This is a genomic window from Streptomyces sp. NPDC013187 (genome assembly GCF_042899705.1).
Taxonomy (GTDB): Bacteria; Actinomycetota; Actinomycetes; order Streptomycetales; family Streptomycetaceae; genus Streptomyces; species Streptomyces hawaiiensis_A.
On record NZ_JBIBAF010000003.1, the window covers coordinates 1 to 26,215 of the forward strand.

The window sequence follows — 26,215 nt, forward strand, 5'->3', positions numbered from 1 at the left end:
AAACGCCCGGTTACATTCCGAACCCGGAAGCTAAGCCTTACAGCGCCGATGGTACTGCAGGGGGGACCCTGTGGGAGAGTAGGACGCCGCCGAACAATCATTGAAAGGGTTGGACCCGGAACTTCGGTTTCGGGTCCAACCCTTTTTTGTTGCACGTCACTTGAAGTTCACGTTGTGCGAGCAGCATCCACAGCATGGGTACTGCTGCAATGCTCAGGGCCGCCGGTGTCGGACTCGGTGACGAGGTCGTGGTGCCGGCCTTCGGTAACGTCGAGGTCGCCGAGGCCGTGGCCAAGGCCGGGGCTCTTCCGGTGTTCGCCGACATAGACCCCGCCACCTACTGCCTCGATGTCGCCGCTGTGGAAGCGGCGGTGACTCCGCGGACCGCGGCCGTGGTCGCCGTACACCGCTTCGGGCGACTCGCCGACATCCCGCGGCTGCATGCGCTCGGACAGCGGCACGGACTGCTCGTACTGGAGCAGGGGGAGTCCGAGGCGCCGTATGACGAGATAGCCCAGAGGAGGGAGCGCGCGGCCTATCTGCACGCCAAGTTGAGGGGTGTCCGGGCGCCCGAGGACGGTGACGGGCACACCTATCAGCAGTACGTCGTGCGGGTTCCCGGCAATGGGCGACCCGATAGGGATGCCTTCGCGCGGGCCGTGCGGGCCAAGGGAGTTGAGTGCCGCGTGCCGGTGAAGACGCCCGTGCACCGGCTGCCCGAATTCCGGCGGTGTGTTTCGCTGCCGGAGACCGAACGAGCCTCCGACGAGACGCTGGCGCTACCGGTGGACGCGTCGCTGACCAAGCGCGACATGCAGCGCATCGTGTCCGCCTGCAATGCCCTCGGAGGACTCCTGCAGCCCGCCTTCTGACATGGTTGGGAGCACGGCTCCGTTCGGGGTATGATCTATTCCGTTGCCGCGGGGGAAACCTCGCAAGCAACAGGCCCCTATAGCTCAGTCGGTAGAGCGTCTCCATGGTAAGGAGAAGGTCAGCGGTTCGATTCCGCTTGGGGGCTCGAGCAAAAAGGCCCCACCCTCACGGGTGGGGCCTTTCGCGTTCTCCTAGTCCTTCTGAAGGCCCGGGACGCGCATGGCCAGGATCGCCATGTCGTCCGACGGGGCGTCCGACGCGAAGCGTTCCACCGCGCGCATGATGCGCGCCGCGACCGCGCCCGCCGTCAGGCCCGTGCAGGTCGTGAGGACGTCGGCGAGGCCGTCGTCGCCCAGCATGCGGGGGCCCTCCCGGCGTTCCGTGACGCCGTCCGTGACGCACAGGAGGACATCGCCCGGGTCGAGGGTGACGGTCTGCTCGTAGAGCTCCAGGTCCTCGATGACGCCGAGGAGCGGCTGGGGTTCCGCGGCCGGCTCGACCGAGCCGTCCTGGCGCAGACGCAGCGGCAGCGGGTGTCCGGCGCAGACCACCTTCAGTTCCGCGCTGCCGTCCTCCTGGGGGCGCATCTCGCCGTAGAGGAGGGTGAGGAAGCGGCTGCGGGCGCCTTCGTCGAGGATCGCGGAGTTGAGGCGCTCCAGGACCGTCGGGCCGCTGAGGCCCTCGCGGGCCAGCAGGCGCAGGGCGTGGCGGGCCAGGCCCGTGACCGCTGCGGCGTTCGGGCCCGTGCCGCAGACGTCGCCGATGGCGAAGCCGTAGGCGCCGTCGCGGATGGGGAAGACGTCGTAGAAGTCACCGCCGACCTCGTTGCCCTCGCCGGCGGCGCGGTAGATGACCTCCACCTCGACGCCGTCGATCAGCGGCAGCTCCGGGGGCAGGAGGCTGCGCTGGAGGGACTGGCTGATCGCCGTGCGCTCCGAGTAGAGGCGGGCGTTGTCCAGGGCCAGGGCGGCTCGCCGCGAGAGGTCCTCGGCGAGTTCCAGGATCTCCTGGCGGAAGTGTTCGTCGGTCGGCTTGCCGAGGGTCAGCATGCCGATGACGCGGTTGCGGGCGACCAGCGGAAGGACGACGGTCTCGCCGCCGACTGCGGAGGCGGTGGCGAGGGTGGGGCCGATGCCGGGTGTGACCTGGCGAGTGGTGCTGCCGCTGAGGCCGAGGCTGCGCATGGAGGTGCGCAGGGCCGCCTGGTGGGCCACCTCGCCGGGGGCCGTCCACACGCGGGCGCCGGGGGTGGGGACCGGGTCGGGCGGCGGGACCTTCGACAGCAGGGACTTGATGCCGTCGATGAGCTCCTCGTCCTCGTGCAGGACGTAGGAGAGATAGGGCTCGGAGGCCTGGTCGGCGATCGTGTAGACGGCGCACCAAGTGGCGAGGGTCGGCACCGTCATCTGGGCCATCAGGGCGAGGGTCTGGTCGCGGTCCAGGGTGCCGGCCAGCAGGTCGGACGCCTCGACGAGGAAACTGAGGGAGCCGCGGCGCAGGCGTTCCAGTTCGCCCAGGCGGGCCGATTCGACGGCGAGGGCGATGCGGTCGGCGGCGAACTGGAGGCGCAGCGCCTCCTCGTTGGAGTATCTGGCGGGGGCTTCGGCGGCGACGCCGAGGGAGCCGGTGAGGCGGCCCTCGACCTTCAGCGGGACCGTGACGACCGAGCGCATGCCCGTGCCGTTCAGCAGCGGTACCGCGCCGGGGACGGCGGTCAGGTCGTCGTGGACGGCGGGCATGCGGGCCGAGCCGTAGCGGCCGGGGCCGGCTTCGACGGGGACGCGGGCGAAGCGCTGGCGGGCGGAGGGCAGGCCGGTGGAGGCGCGGACCTCCAGTTCCGTCTCGTCGTCGGTGGCCAGCAGGAGGAACGCCGAGTCGCCGTCGAGCATGTCGCGGGCGCGTTCGACCGTGCGCTGGAGGAGCCCGTCGAGGTCGTCCGGGGCGGGGGAGCCGATGAAGACCTCGAAGGGGTCGGTGCTCTGGCCCTCGGCGCCGGTGGCGGAGTCGGAGGCGGGGACGCGCAGGGGCGTCTGCAGAACTGCCCGTTCGTGGTCCCGTACCAGGAGGCACACGGTTGACGGCTCGCCGCCGGTGTCGCGGACGCGCAGGTGGGAGGCGTAGACGGGGGTGACGCGGCCGGTGGCTGCGCGGATGCCGTAGCTGCCTTCCCAGCGGGAGAGGCGGAGGGCTTCCGCGATGCCGGTGCTGGTGCCGGGGGTGTGGGGCCAGGCGGCGAGGTCGGTCAGGGGCTTGCCGGTGACCTGCTCGGCCGGGTAGCCGAAGAGTTCCTCGGCGTCCTCGTTCCAGGCGGTGATGTGGCCGGTGCGGTCGATCTGGATGACGGCGACGCGGACCCGGCCGTCGGCGAGGGGGAGGAGCTCGGAAGGGAGGGCGGGGCCGGCCGCGCGGGTGCCCACCGCGCGTGCGGGCAGATCCAGTTGGAACCAGACGGTCTTGTGGGTGGGGATGTACTCGACGCCCCAGCGGCCGGCGAGGGCCGCGCACAGCTGGAGGCCGCGGCCGCCTTCGCGGTCGGGGCTGCCCATGTTGATGGCCGCGGCCTGGAGGGGGATCTCGCGTTCGGGGTACCGGTCGGCCACCTCGATGCGGACGCCGTCGTCGCTGCGCAGGCAGAGCACGTCGGCGGAGGTGCCGGCGTGGACCACGGCGTTGGTCACCAGTTCGCTGGTGAGAACGACGGCGTCGTCCACGATGTCGGCGAAGCCCCAGCCCTGGAGGGTGTCGCGGACGAAGGAGCGGGCGCTCGCGACCGATCGCCCGACGGGCTCGAAACTGGCGGCCGCGCGCGCGGTGATCACAGAACTCCTCGACCGGTTCTCGACGTGCTGGGCTGCGGGTCCGACCGGCTCGCGCCGCTGCTGCGGCAGGCTGCCCGTCGGACGGGGGTCCGGGGGCTGTCCCCCGGGGATCAGTCCGGTGGTCATGTTGTGTGCGGCCGCCCCTCCGATGCCCGCTCGTCTTCGTGCCACCGCCCAGGCCGGACGGACCGGCGCGGCTGGACAGCCGGATGCAAGGTTACTTACCTTCGCGGTCCCTGCGGATGCCGGTCTGCAGTGTTTCCGTCCGGAGGGTGTGCGGACGATGTGCGAAGCTGCCGAACTGTTATGGCCTGGTTCGGCCAGGGTGAAACACTGGGCAAGCTTCCTGTGAAGGTCCGGGCAGGCTGTGTGCCCGATGGTGACCGTGGGCAGCAGCCCCCGTGGAAACGGCCTGGTATGCAGGGCAGAGAATACGCAGTAGTAACTGGTACGGCGAGCGTGGTACCCGAGCACAGCAGTGACGGTCGACCCCTGCGGGAGGGACACAGTGGAGTCTGGCGCAGCGACGCGTGGCAAGAAGACGCGCGCGAAAGGCGGACAGTCCCCGATCAACCAGGGCAAGGCGCGTAGCGGCACGACCGAGGTGGACACGGCGGCCCTGAACCGGCTGATGGCCGCCCTGGTGTCGATGCGGGACGGGAACTTCCGCAAGCGGCTCACGGTGTCGGGTGACGGCGTGATGGCCGAGATCGCGGCGGTCTTCAACGAAGTGGCCGACCGCAATCTGCACCTGACGGGTGAGCTGTCGCGGGTGCGGCGGATGGTGGGCCGCGAGGGCAAGCTCACCGAGCGGCTGGAGACGGGTGCCTGTGAGGGCTCCTGGGCGACGGCGATCGACAACTCGAATGCCCTGGTGGACGACCTGGTGCGGCCGGTCTCCGAGGTCGGCCGGGTGCTGTCGGCGGTGGCGGAGGGTGATCTGTCGCCGCGGATGGAGCTGCGGACGCAGGTGCCGGACGGCAACAGTCAGCCCCTGCGGGGCGAGTTCCTGAAGGTCGGACGGACCGTCAACAATCTGGTCGACCAGCTGTCGACGTTCACCGACGAGGTCACGCGTGTGGCCAGTGAGGTGGGTACCGAGGGCAAGCTGGGCGGACAGGCCCGTGTGCGGGGCATGTCGGGTTCGTGGCGGGATCTGACGGACTCCGTCAACACGATGGCGTACCGGCTGACGGCCCAGGTGAGGGACATCGCGCTGGTGACGACGGCGGTCGCCAAGGGTGATCTGTCCCGGAAGGTCACGGTCCAGGTCGCCGGCGAGATGCTGGAGCTGAAGAACACCGTCAACACGATGGTGGACCAGCTGTCGGCGTTCTCCTCCGAGGTGACCCGGGTGGCCCGTGAGGTGGGCACCGACGGCGCGCTGGGCGGTCAGGCCCAGGTGCCCGGGGTCGCGGGAGTGTGGAAGGAACTCACGGATTCCGTGAACACCATGGCCGGGAACCTCACGGCTCAGGTGCGCGGAATCGCCGAGGTGACGACGGCGGTCGCCAATGGTGACCTGTCGCGCAAGGTGACGGTGCAGGCGCGTGGTGAGGTCGCGCAGCTCGCCGACACGATCAACCAGATGACCGAGACGCTGCGGATCTTCGCCGACGAGGTCACGCGCGTGGCCAACGAGGTCGGGGCCGAGGGGCAGCTCGGCGGACAGGCGAACGTGCCGGGTGCCGCGGGGACCTGGAAGGACCTGACGGACTCCGTCAACACCGTCTTCCGGAACCTGACCACCCAGGTGCGGGACATCGCCGCCGTGACGACGGCGGTGGCCAACGGTGATCTGTCGCAGAAGGTCACCGTCGATGTGGCCGGCGAGATGCTGGAGCTGAAGAACACCGTCAACGGGATGGTGGACCAGCTGTCCGCGTTCGGTGCCGAGGTCACGCGCGTGGCCCGGGAGGTCGGTGTCGAGGGTGAGCTGGGCGGTCAGGCGCAGGTGCCGGGCGCGGCCGGCACGTGGAAGGACCTGACGGACTCCGTCAACACGGCGTTCCGGAACCTCACCGGACAGGTGCGGAACATCGCGCAGGTGACGACGGCGGTCGCCAACGGTGACCTGTCGCAGAAGGTCACGGTCGACGTCTCCGGCGAGATGCTCAAGCTGAAGAACACCGTGAACACGATGGTGGACCAGCTGTCGTCGTTCGCCGACCAGGTGACCCGGATGGCCCGGGACGTGGGTACGGAGGGCCGTCTGGGTGGTCAGGCCCAGGTGGACGGCGTGTCGGGCACGTGGAAGGAGCTCACCGACTCCGTCAACTCCATGGCCGGCAACCTCACCTCCCAGGTGCGCAACATCGCGCAGGTGACCACGGCCGTCGCCCGCGGTGACCTGTCGCAGAAGATCGACGTCGACGCGCGCGGGGAGATCCTCGAACTGAAGAACACCATCAACACGATGGTGGACCAGCTCTCCGCCTTCGCCGACCAGGTGACCCGGGTGGCGCGCGAGGTGGGCACGGCCGGGCAGCTGGGCGGTCAGGCGCAGGTACCCGGCGTCGCCGGTGTGTGGCGGGACCTGACGGATTCCGTGAACGGCATGGCCGGGAACCTCACCGCGCAGGTGCGGAACATCGCCCAGGTGGCGACCGCGGTGGCCCGGGGTGACCTGTCCCAGAAGATCACCGTGGATGCGCGCGGCGAGATCCTGGAGCTCAAGAACACCCTGAACACGATGGTGGATCAGCTGTCGTCGTTCGCCCAGGAGGTCACGCGAGTGGCCCGTGAGGTGGGTACGGAGGGCATCCTGGGCGGCCAGGCGGAGGTGCAGGGTGTCTCCGGCACCTGGAAGGACCTCACCCAGTCCGTGAACGGCATGGCGAACAACCTGACCATCCAGGTGCGCAACATCGCCGAGGTCACGACGGCGGTGGCCCGGGGCGATCTGTCGAAGAAGATCACCGTCGACGCCAAGGGCGAGATCCTCGAGCTGGTCACGACCGTCAACACGATGGTGGACCAGCTGTCGTCCTTCGCCGAGCAGGTGACCCGGGTGGCCCGTGAGGTGGGCACCGAGGGCATCCTGGGCGGCCAGGCGCACGTGCCGGGCGTCACGGGCATCTGGAAGGACCTGAGCGACAACGTCAACCTGATGGCGAAGAACCTCACCACTCAGGTGCGGAACATCTCCCAGGTCTCGGCGGCGGTCGCCAACGGTGACCTGACGCGGCAGGTGACCATCGAGGCGCGCGGTGAGGTGGCGCAGCTCGCCGACACCATCAACACGATGGTGAAGACGCTGAGTTCGTTCGCCGAGCAGGTCACCAAGGTGGCCCGTGAGGTGGGCACGGACGGCATCCTCGGTGGTCAGGCGCACGTGCCGGGTGTGGCCGGTACGTGGAAGGACCTCACCGAGTCCGTGAACCAGATGGCGTCCAACCTGACCGGTCAGGTGCGCAACATCGCCATGGTGACCACGGCCATCGCCAAGGGTGACCTGACGAAGAAGATCGACATCGACGCGCGCGGCGAGATCCTGGAGCTGAAGACGACCATCAACACGATGGTCGACCAGCTGTCGTCCTTCGCGGAGGAGGTCACGCGTGTGGCCCGCGAGGTGGGCACGGAAGGGCAGCTGGGCGGCCAGGCGCGCGTGCGGGACGTGGACGGCACGTGGCGGGACCTGACCGAGTCGGTGAACGAGATGGCCGGGAACCTGACCCGGCAGGTGCGTGCCATCGCGCGCGTGGCGACCGCGGTGACCCGCGGTGATCTGAACCTGAAGATCGACGTGGACGCGTCCGGGGAGATCCAGGAGCTCCAGGACTACATCAACAAGATGATCGCCAACCTGCGCGACACCACGATCGCCAACAAGGAGCAGGACTGGCTGAAGGGCAACCTGGCCCGGATCTCCGCGCTGATGCAGGGCCGCCGTGACCTGGAGGACGTGGCATCGCTGATCATGAGCGAGCTGACGCCGGTCGTCTCCGCGCAGCACGGGGCGTTCTTCGTGGCGATGCCGCTCGTGGACGGTGAGGACATGAGCGCCACGGACGAGGACCAGTACGAGCTGCGCATGCTCGGCAGTTACGGCTACTCGATGGGCTCGATGCCGACGTCGTTCCAGCCCGGTGAGGCGCTGGTCGGGACGGCTGCCGAGGAGAAGCGCACGATCCTGGTGGAGAACGCGCCGAGCGGCTATCTGAAGATCTCCTCGGGGCTCGGCGAGGCGCCGCCCGCGCAGGTGATCGTGCTGCCGGTGCTGTTCGAGGGCAGCGTGCTCGGGGTCATCGAGCTGGCGTCCTTCACGCCGTTCACGCAGATCCAGAAGGATTTCCTGAACCAGATCGCCGAGATGATCGCGACCAGCGTCAACACCATCTCCGTCAACACCAAGACCGAGCTGCTGCTGGCGCAGTCGCAGGAGCTGACCGAGCAACTGCGGGAGCGGTCCGCGGAGTTGGAGCAGCGGCAGAAGGCCCTCCAGGCGTCCAACGCCGAACTGGAGGAGAAGGCCGAGCTGCTGGCCCAGCAGAACCGCGACATCGAGGTGAAGAACACCGAGATCGAGGAGGCGCGGCAGGTCCTGGAGGAGCGCGCCGAGCAGCTCGCGGTGTCGATGCGCTACAAGAGCGAGTTCCTGGCGAACATGTCGCACGAGCTGCGTACGCCGCTCAACTCGCTGCTGATCCTGGCCAAGCTGCTCGCGGACAACGCCGAGGGGAACCTCTCCCCGAAGCAGGTCGAGTTCGCCGAGACGATCCACGGGGCCGGCTCCGACCTGCTCCAGCTCATCAACGACATCCTGGACCTGTCGAAGGTCGAGGCGGGCAAGATGGACGTCTCCCCGACGCGGATCGCGCTCGTCCAGCTCGTGGACTACGTGGAGGCCACCTTCCGGCCGCTGACCGCGGAGAAGGGCCTGGACCTGTCGGTGCGGGTCTCGCCGGAGCTGCCCGCGACGCTGCACACCGACGAGCAGCGGTTGCTGCAGGTGCTGCGCAACCTGCTGTCGAACGCGGTGAAGTTCACCGACTCCGGGTCGGTGGAGCTGGTCATCAGGCCGGCGCGGGACGACGTGCCGCAGCGGATCCGGGAGCAGCTGCTGGAGACCGGGTCGCTGACCGATCCGGAGGCCGAGCTGATCGCGTTCTCCGTGACCGACACGGGGATCGGCATCGCCTCCAGCAAGATGCGGGTGATCTTCGAGGCGTTCAAGCAGGCCGATGGCACGACCAGCCGGAAGTACGGCGGTACGGGCCTCGGACTGTCCATCTCGCGGGAGATCGCGCAGTTGCTCGGCGGTGAGATTTACGCGCAGAGCGAGACGGGCCGTGGCTCGACGTTCACGTTGTATCTGCCGCTGCACCCCAGTGAACTGCCGCCCCAGGGCTACCAGCAGCAGCTGCCCGCCCTGGAGGCAGGCGACCTGGTGGCGTCGACGACCGACCTGACGGAGCTGTCGGACGTCGAGGTCGAGACGCCGGCCGAGGTGAAGTCGTACCGCGAGACGCAGAACGGGCCGGCCGCCCTGTTCCGGCGCCGTCGCAGGATGCCCGAGCTGCCGCCGCGCCCCGCGCAGCTGGAGCAGTGGGCCCCCGCCGAGCAGGAGCCGGCGCCGAAGCCGAACCGCGGCATCCGCTTCGGCGGTCAGAAGGTCCTGATCGTCGACGACGACATCCGCAACGTCTTCGCCCTGACCAGCGTCCTGGAGCAGCACGGCCTGTCGGTGCTCTACGCCGAGAACGGCCGGGAGGGGATCGAGGTCCTGGAGCAGCACGACGACGTCGCGGTCGTGCTGATGGACATCATGATGCCCGAGATGGACGGGTACGCCACGACCAGTGCGATCCGCAGGATGCCGCAGTTCGCCGGTCTGCCGATCATCGCGCTGACCGCCAAGGCGATGAAGGGCGACCGGGAGAAGGCGATCGAGTCGGGCGCCTCCGACTACGTGACGAAGCCGGTCGACCCCGATCACCTGCTGGCGGTGATGGATCAGTGGATGCGAGGGGAATGAGGGGAACGTTGGGCAGTTGCGCGACCATCGCGGGAAGGTTCGGTGTTCACGCGGAGTTGCCGACTCGGTGTGCGCATAGTCGTGTAGAAGTACAAGATCTGGGGAACCTTCTGGTCTCCTGCTGCGTTTCTGCTACGAGCACAGTGACATCACGGTGACAGGGTGTGGCGACGGGTGGGGTGCGGCTACGATGACCGGCACAAGGACGGGCGGCGCAAGGGAGTCGTCCCCTGGGGCGGCACCCACCGGTGCTGCCGCAGGTCCTGCGGACAGGGGAGGCCCCACGCCGGGGCGAGGAGGGCGGGCCATGGTGCAGAAGGCCAAGATCCTCCTGGTCGATGACCGGCCGGAGAATCTGCTGGCGCTGGAGGCGATCCTCTCTGCGCTCGATCAGACGCTGGTGCGGGCATCGTCCGGGGAGGAAGCGCTCAAAGCGCTGCTCACGGACGACTTCGCGGTCATCCTGCTGGATGTCCAGATGCCGGGTATGGACGGCTTCGAGACGGCCGCGCACATCAAGCGCCGTGAGCGGACCAGGGACATCCCGATCATCTTCCTCACGGCGATCAACCACGGCCCGCACCACACCTTCCGGGGCTACGCGGCGGGCGCGGTGGACTACATCTCCAAGCCGTTCGACCCGTGGGTGCTGCGCGCGAAGGTCTCCGTCTTCGTCGAGCTGTACATGAAGAACTGCCAGCTGCGGGAGCAGGCGTCGCTGCTGCGGCTCCAGTTGGAGGGCAACGGCAAGGACGCGGGCGGCGAGGCCAAGGAGTCGGCCGGGCTGCTCGCGGAGCTCTCCGCGCGGCTCGCGGCCGTCGAGGAGCAGGCCGAAGCGCTGACCAAGCAGCTCAACGACGAGTCGACGGACGCCGCCGCGGTGGCCACGGCGGCTCATCTGGAGCGCAAGCTCACGGGGTTGCGGCGGGCGCTGGACGCGCTCGAGCCGGGCACCGGGAGCACCTCCTCGGTGTCCTCCCAGAACTGACGCGTGCGCAGGCGGGATTGCCCGCCCGTGACCGCGCGTCAGTTTCGCGCCTCTCCCGAAGCGACACGAACGGGTGAAGCCGTGGACACGCGTGTCCCCTGGCGTCTCCCCCGGTAACCTCACACCCATGGCCTCACGTCCCTCCGCAGCCAAGAAGCCGCCGCCCGCGAAGAAGGCGGCCGCGAAGGCTCCGGCGAAGAAGGCCGCCGCCAAGAAGGCTCCCGCGAAGAAGGCGCCCGCCCGGAAGGCCGCGGCCAAGAAGGTCGCGCCCAGACCGGCCCCCAGTCCCACCGGTGGCATCTACCGGCTCGTGCGCGCCGTCTGGCTCGGCGTGGCGCACGCCGTCGGCGCGGTGTTCCGGGGCATAGGGCAGGGCGCCAAGAACCTCGATCCGGCTCACCGCAAGGACGGTGTCGCCCTGCTGCTGCTCGGCATCGCGCTGATCGTCGCCGCGGGCACCTGGGCCGATCTCAAGGGCCCCGTGGGCGACCTCGTCGAGATCTTGGTGACCGGCGCCTTCGGCCGCCTCGACCTGCTCGTGCCGATACTGCTCGCCGTCATCGCCGTGCGGTTCATCCGTCACCCGGAGAAGCCCGAGGCGAACGGACGCATCGTCATCGGCCTGTCCGCGCTCGTCATCGGCGTGCTCGGCCAGGTCCACGTCGCGTGCGGCTCACCCGCGCGCGGGGACGGCATGCAGGCCATAAGGGATGCCGGCGGCCTCATCGGCTGGGCCGTCGCGACCCCGCTGTCGTACGCCATGGGTGACGTGCTCGCCGTACCGCTGCTGGTGCTGCTGACGGTCTTCGGGCTGCTGGTCGTCACGGCCACCCCGGTCAACGCCATCCCGCAGCGGCTGCGGCTGCTCGGGGTGCGTCTCGGGATCGTCCGCGACCCGGCCGAGGACGAGTTTGCCTTCGCCGACGACGACGAGCGCTACGAGGAGCAGTGGCGCGAGGCGCTGCCCGCGCGCCCGCGCGGCAGGCGCGCGCCGGCGCCCGAGGCGTACGACCCCGGCAGTGCCGAGCAGGAGGCGCTCACGCGGCGCCGAGGCCGTCCACGCCGCTCGGCGGTACCGCAGCCCGACATGGACCGGTCCAGGGACGCCGTGGACGTCGCCGCGGCGGCCGCGGCCGCCCTCGACGGAGCCGTGCTGCACGGCATGCCGCCCTCGCCGGTCGTCGCCGACCTCACCCAGGGCGTACGGGTGGGGGACCAGGAGGCGACCACACCGACGCCCGTCCCGGCCGCCCGGCCGCAGCAGGACAAGCTCAAGAAGGCCGGCACGCCCGAGCAGGACGATCCCGGCCCGCAGAAGCCCAGGGCGGGCGTCCGCGACCTCACCAAGGCCCCGCCCTCCGAACCCCGCGACCTGCCCCCGCGCGCGGAGCAGCTCCAGCTCTCCGGCGACATCACATACTCCCTGCCGGCGCTGGACCTGCTGGAGCGCGGCGGCCCGGGCAAGGCGCGCAGCGCCGCCAACGACCTCATCGTCGAGTCCCTGACGACGGTCTTCACCGAGTTCAAGGTGGACGCGAGCGTCACCGGCTTCACCCGCGGCCCGACGGTCACGCGCTACGAGGTCGAGCTCGGCCCCGCCGTGAAGGTCGAGCGGATCACCGCGCTGACGAAGAACATCGCCTACGCCGTCGCCAGCCCGGACGTGCGGATCATCAGCCCGATCCCCGGCAAGTCCGCGGTCGGCATCGAGATCCCCAACACCGACCGCGAGATGGTCAACCTCGGGGACGTCCTCCGTCTGGCGGAGTCCGCCGAGGACGACGACCCGATGCTGGTCGCCTTCGGCAAGGACGTCGAGGGCGGCTACGTCATGCACTCGCTGGCGAAGATGCCGCACATGCTGGTCGCCGGCGCCACCGGCTCCGGCAAGTCGTCCTGCATCAACTGCCTGATCACCTCGATCATGATGCGGGCGACCCCCGAGGACGTCCGGATGATCCTGGTCGACCCCAAGCGGGTCGAGCTGACCGCGTACGAGGGCATCCCGCACCTGATCACGCCGATCATCACCAACCCCAAGCGGGCCGCCGAGGCGCTGCAGTGGGTCGTACGCGAGATGGACCTGCGCTACGACGACCTGGCCGCCTATGGCTACCGGCACATCGACGACTTCAACAAGGCCGTGCGCGAGGGCAAGGTCAAGCCGCCCGAGGGCAGCGAGCGCGAGCTCCAGCCGTACCCGTACCTGCTGGTCATCGTCGACGAGCTCGCCGACCTGATGATGGTCGCGCCGCGCGACGTCGAGGACGCGATCGTGCGCATCACGCAGCTCGCGCGCGCGGCCGGCATCCACCTGGTGCTCGCCACGCAGCGGCCGTCGGTGGACGTCGTCACCGGCCTGATCAAGGCGAACGTGCCGTCGCGGCTGGCGTTCGCCACCTCCTCGCTGGCCGACTCGCGGGTCATCCTCGACCAGCCGGGCGCCGAGAAGCTCATCGGCAAGGGCGACGGGCTGTTCCTGCCCATGGGGGCCAACAAGCCCACCCGTATGCAGGGCGCGTTCGTCACCGAGGAGGAGATCGCGGGCGTTGTCCGGCACTGCAAGGACCAGATGACGCCCGTCTTCCGGGACGACGTCGTCGTGGGCACCAAGCAGAAGAAGGAGATCGACGAGGACATCGGCGACGACCTCGACCTGCTGTGCCAGGCGGCCGAACTGGTCGTCTCCACGCAGTTCGGGTCGACGTCCATGCTCCAGCGCAAGCTGCGCGTCGGCTTCGCCAAGGCCGGACGGCTGATGGACCTGATGGAGTCCCGGAACATCGTCGGACCGAGCGAGGGTTCGAAGGCTCGTGACGTTCTTGTGAAGCCTGACGAGCTGGATGGCGTGCTCGCCCTGATCCGGGGGGAGTCTGAAGGGTAGGGAGACGGGACACGGTGATCGCCGCACGGGGCGTTACGGCAATCGGGTCCGGATCGTGACTCATCCGTAAGGGATCATCGAGCAACCGTTTCCCTTCGGCGTACGTCAAGTTGAGCGAAGCGACAAGCAGTGACCCCACCATCGGAATGTCGGGCCATTCCGATGGCGTACAAAGTGACACCGCCCGGTTGCCCCACCCTTTTGGTACCCCCCTAGACTGAACTTCCAGCACAGGCGGCTACACGCTCGAAAGGCGCCCCCGTGTCCATCGGCAACTCCCCTGAAGACGAGCGTCCGTTCGAAAACGAGCACGTCGAAGCAGACCGCGAGGAAGCCCGCCCCTCCATCGGCCATGTCCTGCAGCAGGCTCGTATCGCTGCCGGGCTGACCGTCGACGACGTCAGTAGCGCCACCCGGGTCCGCATGAACATCGTGCACGCGATCGAAGCGGACGACTTCGCCCCCTGTGGTGGGGACGTCTACGCCCGTGGGCACATCAGGACCCTGGCCAAAGCCGTCCACCTCGACCCCGAACCGCTGCTCGCCCAGTACGGTGACGAGCACGGCGGCCGGCCGGCGCCGACCCCGGCGGCTCCCCTCTTCGAGGCGGAACGCATCCGTCCGGAGCGGCGGGGCCCCAACTGGACCGCCGCCATGGTCGCCGCGATCGTCGCCGTGATCGGTTTCGTCGGCTTCACGATGTTCCAGGGCGGCGACGACAGCGCCAACGAGGCGAACGTGGCCGAGGGCTCCACGCCCAGCGACTCCGCCTCCCCGACCACCAAGACCAAGAAGCCCGCCGACCCCGAACCCGAGCCGTCGGACAGTGCCATCGCCGCCGCGCCGCAGGACAAGGTGACCGTCCGCGTGGCCGCCGCCGACGGCCGCAGCTGGATCGCCGCCAAGGACCACAACGGCCGGATGATCTTCGACGGCGTCCTCAAGCAGGGCGACACCAAGACCTTCCAGGACAGCTCCAAGGTCCACCTCGTCCTCGGGGACGCCGGCGCGATCGACCTCTTCGTCAACGGCAAGAAGATCGAGGAGGACTTCCAGCCGGGGTCCGTCGAACGCCTGACGTACACGAAGGGCGACCCCGAAGCCGGGTGATCAGACCGAAAGGTCCGGTTGTTACGGGGTTGGCCGGGAAACGGCCAACCCCGTCGACGTGGGGTGTCAGCGGGACGAAGTAGTCTTGAGCCCATGCCTGAACGCCGTACCGTCGCACTCGTCACCCTTGGCTGCGCCCGTAACGAGGTGGACTCGGAGGAGCTCGCAGGCCGTTTGGAGGCGGACGGCTGGCAGCTCGTGGAGGACGCCGAACACGCGGACGTCGCCGTCGTGAACACCTGCGGCTTCGTCGAAGCCGCCAAGAAGGACTCCGTCGACGCCCTCCTCGAAGCCAACGACCTCAAGGGGCACGGCAGAACCCAGGCCGTCGTGGCGGTGGGCTGCATGGCCGAGCGGTACGGCAAGGAGCTCGCCGAGGCCCTCCCCGAGGCCGACGGTGTGCTCGGCTTCGACGACTACTCGGACATCTCGGACCGCCTGCAGACCATCCTCAACGGCGGCATCCACGCCTCCCACACCCCGCGCGACCGGCGCAAGCTGCTGCCGATCAGCCCGGCGGAGCGCCAGGAGTCGGCCACCGCGGTCGCCCTGCCCGGGCACGGTCCGGCCGAGCCCGCCGTGGCGCCGGCCGATCTTCCGGAGGGCCTCGCTCCCGCCTCGGGCCCGCGTGCGCCCCTGCGCCGCCGCCTGGACGGCTCCCCGGTCGCCTCCGTCAAGCTCGCCTCCGGCTGCGACCGGCGCTGCTCCTTCTGCGCCATCCCGTCCTTCCGCGGCTCCTTCATCTCCCGCCGCCCGAGCGATGTGCTCAACGAGACGCGCTGGCTGGCCGAGCAGGGCGTGAAGGAGATCATGCTGGTCTCCGAGAACAACACCTCCTACGGCAAGGACCTCGGCGACATCCGCCTGCTGGAGTCGCTGCTGCCCGAGCTCGCCGAGGTCGACGGCATCGAGCGGGTCCGCGTCAGCTACCTCCAGCCGGCCGAGATGCGGCCCGGCCTCATCGACGTGCTGACCTCCACCCCTAAGATCGCGCCCTACTTCGACCTGTCCTTCCAGCACTCCGCGCCCGGCGTGCTGCGCGCGATGCGCCGCTTCGGCGACACCGACCGTTTCCTGGAGCTCCTCGACACCATCCGGAGCAAGGCGCCGGAGGCCGGTGTCCGCTCGAACTTCATCGTCGGCTTCCCCGGCGAGAGCGAGGCCGACCTCGCCGAGCTGGAGCGGTTCCTGAACGGCGCGCGACTGGACGCCATCGGCGTCTTCGGCTACTCCGACGAGGAGGGCACCGAGGCCGCGACCTACGACGACAAGCTCGACGAGGACGTCGTCGCCGAGCGCCTGGCCCACATCTCCCGCCTGGCGGAGGAGCTCGTCTCGCAGCGGGCCGAGGACCGGGTCGGCCAGACCGTGCGGGTCCTCGTGGAGTCCGTCGACGAGGACGGCGTGTACGGCCGTGCCGAGCACCAGGCACCCGAGACGGACGGCCAGGTGCTGCTCACGAGCGGCGCGGGTCTGCGTATCGGCCGTATGGTCGAGGCGAAGGTGGTCGGTACGGAGGGTGTCGACCTGGTGGCCGAGCCGCTGCAGGGCTCGCTCACGTCGCCTGCGTGGAGTGAGGAGGCGGGCAGATGACCGGTGTACCGGCATCCGCGGCGGGAGGCGCCTCCGGCGCGAGGAGGGCCGCGGCCGGTGCGGCCGCTACGACTTCGCCTGCCTCGGAGAAGGCTCCCGGGGCCGGGACCGCGCGGTCGGCCGAGGGTCCCGCCTCCGGTGCGGGTCATGCTGCGGCGCCCGACGCGCGGCACGGTGGGGCTGCCGGTCCAGGGCCCGGCGGGGCTCCGGGGCACGGTGGGCCCGCCGACGCGGTGCCCCGTGTCGGTGAGGCCGTCCTGGGGGAGGACGCCGACGTCGACGCCCAGGGTGAGGAGAAGACGCCGCGGGGCAAGAAGATCGCTGCCGCGGCCGTCAACGAGGCGAGCGTCTGGAACATCGCCAACCTCCTGACCATGCTCCGGCTGGTCCTCGTACCGGCCTTCGTCGCGCTGATGCTCGCCGACGGCGGCTACGACCCGGCGTGGCGGGCCTTCGCCTGGGCCGCCTTCGCCATCGCCATGATCACCGACCTGTTCGACGGTCATCTGGCGCGCACGTACAACCTGGTCACGGACTTCGGGAAGATCGCCGACCCCATCGCCGACAAGGCGATCATGGGTGCGGCGCTGATCTGTCTCTCCGCGCTCGGTGACCTGCCGTGGTGGGTGACCGGCGTCATCCTCGGCAGGGAACTCGGGATCACCCTGCTTCGTTTTCTGGTCATCCGGTACGGCGTCATTCCCGCCAGCCGCGGAGGCAAGCTGAAGACCCTCACCCAAGGCGTGGCCGTGGGCATGTACGTCCTGGCGCTGACGGGTTGGCTGGCGACCCTGAGGTGGTGGGTGATGGCCGCGGCGGTCGTGCTGACCGTGGTGACCGGACTCGACTATGTGAAACAGGCCATTGTCTTGCGCAGGCAGGGAATCGCCGAGCGCAAGGCCGCGTTGGAGGAGAAGGAAGCGTGAGTTCCACGGCCACCGACGTGGTGCGACTACTCACGGTGAAGGGCCAGACGCTGGCCGTCGCGGAGTCGCTGACCGGTGGCCTCGTTGCGGCGGAGATCACGTCGGTCCCCGGAGCGTCCAAGGTCTTCCGGGGCTCCGTGACCGCTTACGCCACCGAGCTGAAGCACGACCTGCTCGATGTCGACGCCGCCCTGCTGGCGACCCACGGAGCGGTGGATCCGCAGGTCGCAGCGCAGATGGCGGCCGGCGTGCGCAAGGCGCTCGGTACCGACTGGGGCATCGCGACCACCGGCGTCGCGGGCCCCGAGCCACAGGACGGACAGCCCGTCGGCACGGTGTTCGTCGCCGTGGACGGACCCGTCGCGGCGGATCCGGGTTCTGCCGGCGGCGGAAAAGTGGAGGGTCTGCGGTTGAACGGCGGCCGCGCGGAAATTCGTAAAGAGAGTGTACGGAGCGTACTCGCACTGCTCCTGGAGGGGCTTGCGGGCGAACAGACTGGGAATGAGCGGGCACAGGATACGGAACGGAACGGGGGGTTTTGATGTTTGCAGCCCTGAGTGAACACGACATCGCTCCCCGCACGGCCGCGGCGCAAGGCGGTACGGTGGGGCGTAATGGATGCGGCTACGCGGTCCGAGGAGGGAGCCACCGATGATTCTGCTCCGTCGCCTGCTGGGTGACGTGCTGCGTCGGCAGCGCCAGCGCCAGGGCCGTACTCTGCGCGAAGTCTCCTCGTCCGCCCGAGTCTCACTCGGCTATCTCTCCGAGGTGGAGCGGGGGCAGAAGGAGGCTTCCTCCGAGCTGCTCTCCGCGATCTGCGACGCGCTGGACGTACGGATGTCCGAGCTCATGCGGGAAGTGAGCGACGAGCTCGCCCTCGCCGAGCTGGCCCAGTCTGCTGCGGCCACCCCCAGCGAGCCTGTACCCACGCCGGTTCGCTCGATGCTGGGTTCCGTCTCGGTGACCGGTGTGCCACCGGAACGGGTGACCATCAAGGCGCCCGCCGAAGCGGTGGACGTCGTCGCCGCGTGAGGGTTCGCGCCTGCGCGGCATGAGGCGAACGGCGCCGACCAGGCGCTGAGAAGTGGTGAGGCCCCGGCCGGGCCTTTCCGGGAGATCCGGAGAGGTGTCGCCCGGGGTTTTCGCTTGTGCGGGCCAGGCTGAGCCGTCACGCAGGTGATCTGTCTGATTTACGTGCGTTTGCCGGTGCGGCGTGCGGCGGTCATCGTTGAGGGGATGGCGGGGGCAGTCCTCGGAGGTGCGGATGTACGTCGTGAAGAGTCCGTTGACGGACGCGAATCTGAAGACCGTGTCCGAGGCGCTGCAAGGTGCCCTCGTCGATCTGGTGGATCTCGCCCTCGTGGCGAAGCAGATCCACTGGAACGTGGTGGGGCCGCGCTTCCGTTCCGTGCACCTCCAGCTCGACGAGGTCGTCGACACCGCGCGGAAGTACTCCGACACCGTGGCCGAACGGGCCGCGGCCCTCGGCATCTCTCCCGACGGGCGTGCCGCGACGGTGGCCGTCGGCAGCGGAATCGGGGTGACACCCGAGGGTTGGGTCGATGACACGACCGCCGTGGGAACGCTGGTCGAGGCGCTCGGAGCGGTGATCGCGCGGATGCGGGAGCGGGTCGAGACGACCGGCGAGCCGGATCCGGTGAGCCAGGACATCTTCATCGGGATCACGGCGGACCTGGAGAAGCATCACTGGATGTTCCAGGCCGAGAACGGGTGACGGAAGCGGGCGCGGGCGACAGGCCGGACGGGCCCGGTGAACCCGGTGGGCACAGTGAACCCTGTGGGCCGGGTGCGCCCGGTGGGTCAGGTGCAACCGGTGGGTCAGGTATGCCCAGTGGGTCAGGTGTGCCCAGTGGGCCTCCTGGGGCCGCTGGGAGTTGGGTCGGTGCTCGGTTCGAAGGGCTGTGCGGGGTGAGTGGTCTTCGCGTGCGCGGCCTGAGTGGGGTGTGCTGCCCCAGTGGGGTGAGCGGTGCGCCCGTGTGCCTCTGGTGCGCCCTGCCGTCGGGTCCGGGCCGCGGCATAGCGTCGGGCCGGAGGTGGCGGCCGTGGCGGGGATAGCAGGCTGGGGGAGCCGGTGCTGGGGGGCTCGTGGGGCCGCGCTGGGGCTGGGGGTGCTGTGGTGGTGGGCCGTGCTCCGGCTGGTGGCCGTGCCCGAGGCGGGGGTGCTGGAGGCGGCGGTCGCGGCCGGGGGGTGGGGGCTGAGCGTGCTGCCCGTGCACTGCGTGCCCAAGCGGCAGGCGCGGGGGGTTGTGGGTGCGGGGCGGTGGCGGGGGATCTGGAGGGCCGGGGGTGAGGGGGCGACGGGGGTGAAGTCGGGGGAGGTGTAGGGCGGGTTGATCGTCGGGTGCGTGTCACCACGGCATGGTCACGCCGCCGTTCGGGCGGAGGATCTGGCCCGTGGTGAAGGCCGAGGCGTCGGAGGCCAGGTGGAGGATCGCGTGGGCGATGTCCTCGGGCCGGCCCACACGGCCCAGGGGTGACATGCGGGCCATGACGGCCTCGGTCTGCGCCTGGGCCGCGCTGTCGTGGCGGTCGGTCATCGGCGTACGGATCCAGCCCGGGGCGACCGCGTTCACACGGATGCCGTGCCGGCCCAGCTCCGTCGCGAGGGTCTTCGTGAGCTGGACCACCGCCGCCTTGGCCGCGCCGTAGCAGAGCAGCCCGGGGCCGCCGGTGTCGACGGCGCCGGAGGCCATGGTGACGATGCTGCCCCGGGTGCCGTGGGCGATCATCAGGCGGGCCGCCTCCTGGCAGGCGTACAGGACTCCTTTGAAGTTCACGTCGAGCACGCGGTCGAGGTCCTCGTCCCGGGTCTCCAGCACCGGGCTGCTGTGCATGATCCCGGCGACCGCGGCCAGGGCGTCCAGGCGCTCGCAGGAGGTGAGGGCCTGCTTCAGCCCGGGCCGGTCGGTGACGTCGAGGATGTGGGTGCGGGCGGTTCCGCCGCTGTCCTCGATCAGGGCCGCCGTCTCGTGCAGGCCCTCGGCGTCACGGTCGGCGCAGTGCACCGTCGCCCCCGCCTCGGCGAGCAGGAGGGCCGAGGCGCGGCCGATGCCGCTCGCGGCGCCGGTGATGAAGACGGTGCGGCCGGTGAGGTCGTACGCCGTGACGGGCATACAGGGACCGTACGAGCGTTTCTGACGGGTCGTCAATCAGTGTGGCGGCGCCGGGTGATGGCCGGGGCGGGCCCCGGCTGGCAGGTGGGACACCAGTAGGTGGGGCGTTCGCGGGAGCCGTCGCCCTGGTCCGCGACGCGTATCGAGGTGCGGCACCGCAGGCAGGGGCGGGGGGCCCGGCCGTAGACGAAGAGGTCCTGGCCGCGGCGGCCCGTCGTGCTGCGGATCGGGCGGTCGCGGTTGGCCTCCAGCAGCTTCTTCGCGAGCGCGGGGAGCTTCTCGGCGCGGTAGGCGGGCAGGGCACCGGCCGGGAGCCAGGGGGTGACGCCGAGGAGGAAGCAGAGCTCGCTCTTGTAGACATTGCCGATGCCCGCGAGGTTGCGCTGGTCGAGCAGGGCCTCGCCCAGTTCGCGGGCGGGGTCCTGGAGGATGTTGGCGAGGGCTTGGTCGGGGTCCCAGTCCGGGCCGAGGAGGTCGGGGCCGAGATGGCCGACCGCGCGATGCTCGTCGGCCGTGCGCAGGAGTTCCAGGACGGGCAGGCGGTAGCCGACGGCGGTGCGGTCGGAGTTGCCGAGGATCGCGCGGATCTGATGGCCCGGACCGCCGCTCCAGCGCTGGCCGTTCCCGTAGACCTTCCAGGAGCCGTCCATCCGCAGGTGCGAGTGGAGGGTGAGGCCGCCCTCGACCCGGGTGAGGAGGTGTTTGCCGCGCGCGGTGACGTCCAGGACGACGCGGCCCGTGAGATCGGCCGTGGCGAAGCGGGGCACCCTGAGGTCGCTGCGGGTCAGTACCTTGCCCGCGAGGGCGGTGTCCAACCGCCTCGCGGCCTGCCAGACCGTGTCACCTTCGGGCATGGGTCAAGGGTGACACGAACGCCGCACGCTCGGCCGGAGCGGCTGTGGTGGCCGGCCGTCATGCACGCAGGCGCAGTCCTCGGGGGGTCGCGATGAAACCTGCTCCTTCGAGGAGGGTGCCGATGGGTGAGGTGAGGGCCTGGGCGCCGTTGACGCGCTCCACCGTGACCGTGCCGAGGGAACCCGCGCGGGCTGCAGCGGCGAGGGCCTCCGCGGCGCTGTGCAGCCGGGGGTCGTCGGCGGGATCGCCGTCCGGGTGGGCGGACCAGGCCAGCAGGGTCTTGCCGCCGCGTTCCATGTAGAGCGTCAGCTCACCGTCGACCAGGACCACCAGGGAGCCCGCTTTACGGCCCGGCTTGTGCCCGGCGCCGCTCGGCGGTTCGGGCCAGGGCAGGGCGGCGCCGTACGCGTTCGCCGGGTCGGCGGCGGCGAGAACGACGGCCCGGGAAGCGCCGTCGGGGCGGGTACGGCGACCCGGGAACCCCTGGTCGTACCCGGCGCGACCGCCGTTCTGCCAGGGCGGGGCGGTCTGCGGGGCGTAGTCCCGTGGCGAGACCCACTCGCCCGGGGAGGACTTCGGGGTGTCGTACGCGGGGGCTAGGTCGGGGAAGCCGTCGGGGCCGGGGTCGTCGGTGTGGCCGTGGGACGGGGCCGAGTCGTCCGGGGCGGCGAAGTCATGGGCGGAGAACGGGTCGGGTTCAAAGCCGGGGGGCGGGCCGGGCAGGTCCGCGCCGCGATCGCGGGCGTTCGACACCGCGCGCAGGCGGTCCACCGCGCCGTCCATCGCGAATTGTGCGGCGCCGAGGCCCTCCACCACATAGCCGCGGCGGGCCTGGCCGCTCTCCTCGAAGACGGAGAGGACGCGGTACGTCGCCGAGAAGCCGCCCTCGACGCCCTCCGCCGACACCGCGCCCCTGGTGACCACACCGTGCCGGTCGAGGAGGGTGCGGGCGAGCGCGTGGGCCCGCACGGTGGGGTCCGGTTCGTGGGCCGGGAGCAGTGACCAACGGCCGGCCACCGTCGGCGGGCCGGAGCGGGACGAGGCCCGGGCCGCGGCCGTCAGGGAGCCGTAGCGGCCGCGCGGGACGGAGCGCTTGGCGCGGTGGGCCGTGGAGCCGGCGGTGCGGCCCGAGCCGAGCAGGGAACGCATCGGGGTGAGTGTGTCGTTCGTCAGGCGGCCGGACCAGGCGAGGTCCCAGAGGGCGTCGGCCAGCTGGGGATCGCCGGCCTCGGGATGGGTGGTGGCGCGGACCTGGTCGGCGATCTGGCGGAAGAACAGGCCGTAGCCGCCGGAGAGGGTGTCCAGGACGGACTGGTGCAGGGCGGTCAGCTCCAGGGGGTGCGGGGGCGGCAGGAGCAGGGGGGCGGCGTCCGCCAGATAGAGGGAGACCCAGCCGTCCTTGCCGGGGAGGGAGCCCGCCCCGGCCCAGACCACCTCTCCGGCCGCGGTCAGCTCGTCCAGCATCGCCGGGGTGTAGTTGACGACCCGGGAGGGCAGCACCAGCTTCTCCAGGGCGGAGGCCGGCACGGACGCGCCCTGGACCTGCTCGATGGCCCGGACGAGCCCGTCGATGCCGCGCAGGGAGTGCCCCTTGCCGATGTGCTGCCACTGGGGCAGGAACTGGGCCAGCGCGGCCGGTGGCACCGGCTCGAGCTCGTGCCGCAGGGCCGCCAGGGAGCGGCGGCGCAGCCGGCGCAGCACGGCCGCGTCGCACCACTCCTGGCCGATCCCGGCCGGGTGGAACTCGCCCTGGACGACCCGGCCCGCCGCGGCTAGCCGCTGGAGGGCGCCCTCGGTGACGGCGACGCCCAGTCCGAAGCGCGCGGCGGCCGTGGTCGAGGTGAACGGGCCGTGGGTGCGGGCGTAGCGCGCGAGGAGGTCGCCGAGCGGATCCTTGACGGGCTCCGTGAAGGCTTCCGGGACGCCGACCGGCAGGGCTGTGCCCAACGCGTCGCGCAGGCGGCCCGCGTCCTCGATCGCCGCCCAGTGGCCCGCGCCCGCGACACGGACCCGGATGGCGCGGCGGGCACCGGCGAGTTCCTGCGCCCACTGCGGCTCGGCTCCCCGCTCGGCGAGCTCCGCGTCGGTCAGGGGGCCGAGGAGACGCAGGAGGTCCGCGACGCCCTCGGCGTCCTTGACGCGGCGGTCCTCGGTGCGCCACTGCAGCTCCCGCTCCAGCTCGGTCAGCACCTCCGCGTCGAGCAGCTCGCGCAGCTCCGCCTGGCCCAGCAGCTCGGCCAGCAGCCGCGAGTCCAGCGACAGGGCGGCGGCGCGCCGCTCGGCCAGCGGGGAGTCACCCTCGTACAGGAACTGGGCGACGTAGCCGAAGAGGAGCGAGCGCGCGAAAGGGGACGGTTCGGCGGTGGTGACCTCGACCAGGCGCACCTTGCGGGACTCCAGGTCGCCCATCAGCTCGACGAGACCGGGCACGTCGAAGACGTCCTGGAGGCACTCGCGGACCGCCTCCAGGACGATCGGGAACGAACCGAACTCGCTCGCCACCTGCAGCAGCTGCGAGGCGCGCTGCCGCTGCTGCCACAGCGGGGTGCGCCTGCCCGGGTTGCGGCGCGGCAGCAGCAGCGCACGGGCGGCGCACTCGCGGAACCGGGAGGCGAACAGGGCCGAGCTGCCCACCTGGTCGGTGACGACCTGGTCGACCTCGCCCTTGTCGAAGACGACGTCCGCGGCGCCCACGGGGGCCTGCTCGGCGTCGTACTCCCGGCCCATCCTGACCGGCTCCTGGTCCAGCAGGTCCAGGCCCATCAGGTCGGCGTCCGGCAGGCGCAGCACGATGCCGTCGTCGGCGTGCATGACCTGCGCGTCCATGCCGTACCGCTCGGAGAGCTTGGCGCCGAGCGCGAGCGCCCAGGGGGCGTGCACCTGGGCGCCGAAGGGGGAGTGCACGACCACGCGCCAGTCGCCGAGCTCGTCGCGGAAGCGCTCCACGACGATCGTCCGGTCGTCCGGGATGTGACCGCAGGCCTCACGCTGCTCGTCCAGGTACGACAGCACGTTGTCCGCCGCCCACGCGTCCAGCCCGGCGGCGAGGAGGCGCAGGCGGGCGTCGTCCTCGGGCAGTGACCCGACCTCGCGCAGGAACGCGCCCACCGCCCGGCCCAACTCCAGCGGGCGGCCCAGCTGGTCTCCCTTCCAGAAGGGCAGCCTGCCCGGCACGCCCGGGGCGGGGGAGACCAGGACCCGGTCGCGGGTGATGTCCTCGATGCGCCAGGAGCTGGTGCCCAGCGTGAAGACGTCCCCGACGCGGGACTCGTAGACCATCTCCTCGTCGAGCTCGCCGACCCGGCCGCCGCCCTTCTTGGGATCGGCGCCCGCGAGGAAGACGCCGAAGAGACCGCGGTCGGGGATCGTCCCGCCGGAGGTGACGGCGAGGCGCTGTGCGCCGGGGCGGCCGGTGATCTCGCCGGTGACCCGGTCCCACACCACGCGCGGGCGCAGCTCCGCGAACGCGTCGGACGGGTAGCGGCCCGCCAGCATGTCGAGGACCGCCGTGAAGGCAGACTCGGGAAGCGAGGCGAAGGGGGCGGCCCGGCGGACGGCGGCGAGGAGGTCGTCGAACTGCCAGGTGTCCAGAGCCGTCATGGCGACCACCTGCTGGGCCAGGACGTCCAGGGGATTGGCCGGGACCTTGAGGGACTCGATGGAGCCGGTGCGCATGCGCTCGGTGACCACCGCCGCCTGTACGAGATCGCCCCGGTACTTCGGGAAGACCACACCGGTGGAGACCGCGCCCACCTGGTGCCCCGCCCGGCCGACGCGCTGCAGCCCGGAGGCGACGGAGGGCGGCGACTCCACCTGCACGACCAGGTCGACCGCACCCATGTCGATGCCCAGCTCGAGACTGGACGTGGCCACGACCGCGGGCAGGCGGCCCGCCTTGAGGTCCTCCTCGACCAGGGCGCGCTGCTCCTTGGACACCGAGCCGTGGTGGGCGCGGGCGATGATCTGGGGGGCGCCCTGGGCTGCTCCCGAGCCGCCCATGAGCTCGGCGGGGGAGTGGTGCTCGTCGAGGGGCTCGCCCGTGGCCCGCTCGTACGCGATCTCGTTCAGCCGGTTGCAGAGGCGCTCCGCGAGGCGGCGGGAGTTGGCGAAGACGATCGTGGAGCGGTGGGCCTGCACGAGGTCCGCGATCCGCTCCTCCACATGCGGCCAGATGGACGGGCGCTCGGCGCCTTCCTGGCCGTCCGCGACCGGGGAACCGCCCAGCTCGCCCAGATCCTCGACCGGGACGACCACGGACAGGTCGAACTCCTTGCCGGACGCCGGCTGGACGATCTCCACCTTGCGGCGGGGCGAGAGGAAACGGGCCACCTCGTCCACCGGGCGGACCGTCGCGGAGAGGCCGATGCGGCGGGCGGGCTTCGGGAGGAGGTCGTCCAGCCGCTCCAGGGAGAGCGCGAGGTGGGCGCCGCGCTTGGTCCCGGCGACCGCGTGCACCTCGTCGAGGATCACCGTCTCCACACCCGCCAGTGCGTCGCGCGTGGCGGACGTCAGCATCAGGAACAGCGATTCCGGGGTCGTGATCAGGATGTCCGGCGGGCGGGTGGACAGGGCGCGGCGCTCGGCGGCGGGGGTGTCGCCCGAGCGGATGCCCACCTTGACCTCGGGTTCGGGCAGGCCGAGGCGTACCGACTCCTGCCGGATGCCCGTCAGCGGGCTGCGCAGGTTGCGCTCGACGTCCACCGCCAGTGCCTTCAGCGGGGAGACGTACAGGACACGGCAGCGCTTCTTGGGGTCGGCGGGGGGAGGCGCCGAGGCCAGCTGGTCCAGAGCCGCCAGGAAGGCCGCCAGGGTCTTGCCGGAGCCCGTGGGGGCGACGACCAGCACGTCCGAGCCCTCGTGGATGGCCTGCCACGCACCGGCCTGGGCCGAGGTGGGCGCGGAGAAGGCACCCGTGAACCAGGCTCGGGTCGCGGGGGAGAAGCCGTCCAGGGCTCGGTGCGCATTGCTGGGCATGCGTCCATCGTGCACCTCGGCACTGACAACGGGACCTCGACGCCTCCTGGCCTGCCGTTTCCCCGTCGGCGCGGCCGCC

The 26,215-nt window shown here is 70.8% G+C and carries 15 protein-coding genes, 1 tRNA gene and 1 rRNA gene; 13 read left to right on the forward strand and 4 right to left on the reverse strand.

Annotated elements, in window-relative coordinates:
• From rrf to ACFY5B_RS06090, 3 genes are all read left to right on the forward strand, one after another.
• A 5S ribosomal RNA gene (gene rrf / locus ACFY5B_RS06080) occupies positions 1-95 on the forward strand; the annotation flags it as partial.
• Positions 96-209: 114 nt separating this feature from the next.
• The gene (locus ACFY5B_RS06085) at positions 210-872 is read left to right on the forward strand and encodes a DegT/DnrJ/EryC1/StrS family aminotransferase (RefSeq protein WP_389966426.1); all 663 of its coding nucleotides are present in this window, start codon (positions 210-212) and stop codon (positions 870-872) included.
• A 73-nt stretch (positions 873-945) separates the two neighbouring features.
• Positions 946-1,018, forward strand: a tRNA-Thr gene (locus tag ACFY5B_RS06090).
• Between the two features lie 46 nt (positions 1,019-1,064).
• Here ACFY5B_RS06090 and ACFY5B_RS06095 read toward each other — a convergent pair.
• Complete coding sequence (locus ACFY5B_RS06095; RefSeq protein WP_389965184.1) at positions 1,065-3,818, reverse strand: SpoIIE family protein phosphatase; 2,754 nt, start codon at positions 3,816-3,818, stop codon at positions 1,065-1,067.
• A 382-nt stretch (positions 3,819-4,200) separates the two neighbouring features.
• Here ACFY5B_RS06095 and ACFY5B_RS06100 point away from each other — a divergent pair, with 382 nt between their 5' ends.
• The 10 genes from ACFY5B_RS06100 (at position 4,201) to ACFY5B_RS06145 (ending at position 19,518) form a co-directional block, all read left to right on the forward strand.
• Positions 4,201-9,672 carry a HAMP domain-containing protein gene (locus ACFY5B_RS06100; protein ID WP_389965187.1) on the forward strand — a complete coding sequence of 1,824 codons (5,472 nt, stop codon included), beginning with the start codon at positions 4,201-4,203 and terminating at the stop codon, positions 9,670-9,672.
• 307 nt (positions 9,673-9,979) lie between these two features.
• Positions 9,980-10,660: a two-component system response regulator gene (locus ACFY5B_RS06105; RefSeq protein WP_030853408.1), complete on the forward strand. Its 681-nt coding sequence runs from the start codon at positions 9,980-9,982 to the stop codon at positions 10,658-10,660.
• Between the two features lie 127 nt (positions 10,661-10,787).
• Positions 10,788-13,544: a DNA translocase FtsK gene (locus ACFY5B_RS06110; protein ID WP_389965191.1), complete on the forward strand. Its 2,757-nt coding sequence runs from the start codon at positions 10,788-10,790 to the stop codon at positions 13,542-13,544.
• A 261-nt stretch (positions 13,545-13,805) separates the two neighbouring features.
• Positions 13,806-14,654, forward strand: a complete 849-nt coding sequence (locus ACFY5B_RS06115) for a helix-turn-helix domain-containing protein (RefSeq protein WP_389965194.1) — start codon at positions 13,806-13,808, stop codon at positions 14,652-14,654.
• Positions 14,655-14,747: 93 nt separating this feature from the next.
• Entirely contained in the window at positions 14,748-16,247 is a 1,500-nt protein-coding gene (gene rimO, locus ACFY5B_RS06120; protein ID WP_389965197.1) for a 30S ribosomal protein S12 methylthiotransferase RimO, read from the forward strand.
• Positions 16,244-17,173 carry a CDP-diacylglycerol--glycerol-3-phosphate 3-phosphatidyltransferase gene (pgsA, locus tag ACFY5B_RS06125; protein WP_389965200.1) on the forward strand — a complete coding sequence of 310 codons (930 nt, stop codon included), beginning with the start codon at positions 16,244-16,246 and terminating at the stop codon, positions 17,171-17,173. Before rimO ends, pgsA begins: the two co-directional genes overlap by 4 nt.
• Positions 17,170-17,715: a CinA family protein gene (locus ACFY5B_RS06130; RefSeq protein ID WP_389965203.1), complete on the forward strand. Its 546-nt coding sequence runs from the start codon at positions 17,170-17,172 to the stop codon at positions 17,713-17,715. The genes pgsA and ACFY5B_RS06130 overlap by 4 nt, the downstream gene beginning before the upstream one ends.
• A 109-nt stretch (positions 17,716-17,824) precedes the next feature.
• A complete protein-coding gene (locus tag ACFY5B_RS06135; RefSeq protein ID WP_033314530.1) occupies positions 17,825-18,205 on the forward strand; it encodes a helix-turn-helix domain-containing protein in 381 nt (126 codons plus the stop codon).
• Between the two features lie 232 nt (positions 18,206-18,437).
• A complete protein-coding gene (locus tag ACFY5B_RS06140; RefSeq protein ID WP_389965207.1) occupies positions 18,438-18,908 on the forward strand; it encodes a Dps family protein in 471 nt (156 codons plus the stop codon).
• A gap of 328 nt (positions 18,909-19,236) precedes the next feature.
• Positions 19,237-19,518: a hypothetical protein gene (locus tag ACFY5B_RS06145; RefSeq protein WP_389965210.1), complete on the forward strand. Its 282-nt coding sequence runs from the start codon at positions 19,237-19,239 to the stop codon at positions 19,516-19,518.
• A 24-nt stretch (positions 19,519-19,542) separates the two neighbouring features.
• On the opposite strand, the gene ACFY5B_RS06150 is transcribed toward ACFY5B_RS06145, so the two are convergent.
• From ACFY5B_RS06150 to ACFY5B_RS06160, 3 genes are read right to left on the reverse strand one after another with little or no spacing between them, the layout of a single operon-like run.
• A complete protein-coding gene (locus ACFY5B_RS06150; RefSeq protein WP_389965211.1) occupies positions 19,543-20,307 on the reverse strand; it encodes an SDR family NAD(P)-dependent oxidoreductase in 765 nt (254 codons plus the stop codon).
• Positions 20,308-20,339: 32 nt separating this feature from the next.
• Positions 20,340-21,161: an Fpg/Nei family DNA glycosylase gene (locus tag ACFY5B_RS06155; RefSeq protein WP_389965214.1), complete on the reverse strand. Its 822-nt coding sequence runs from the start codon at positions 21,159-21,161 to the stop codon at positions 20,340-20,342.
• A 58-nt stretch (positions 21,162-21,219) separates the two neighbouring features.
• A complete protein-coding gene (locus ACFY5B_RS06160; protein WP_389965217.1) occupies positions 21,220-26,136 on the reverse strand; it encodes an ATP-dependent helicase in 4,917 nt (1,638 codons plus the stop codon).
• Between the last annotated feature and the right edge of the window lie 79 nt (positions 26,137-26,215).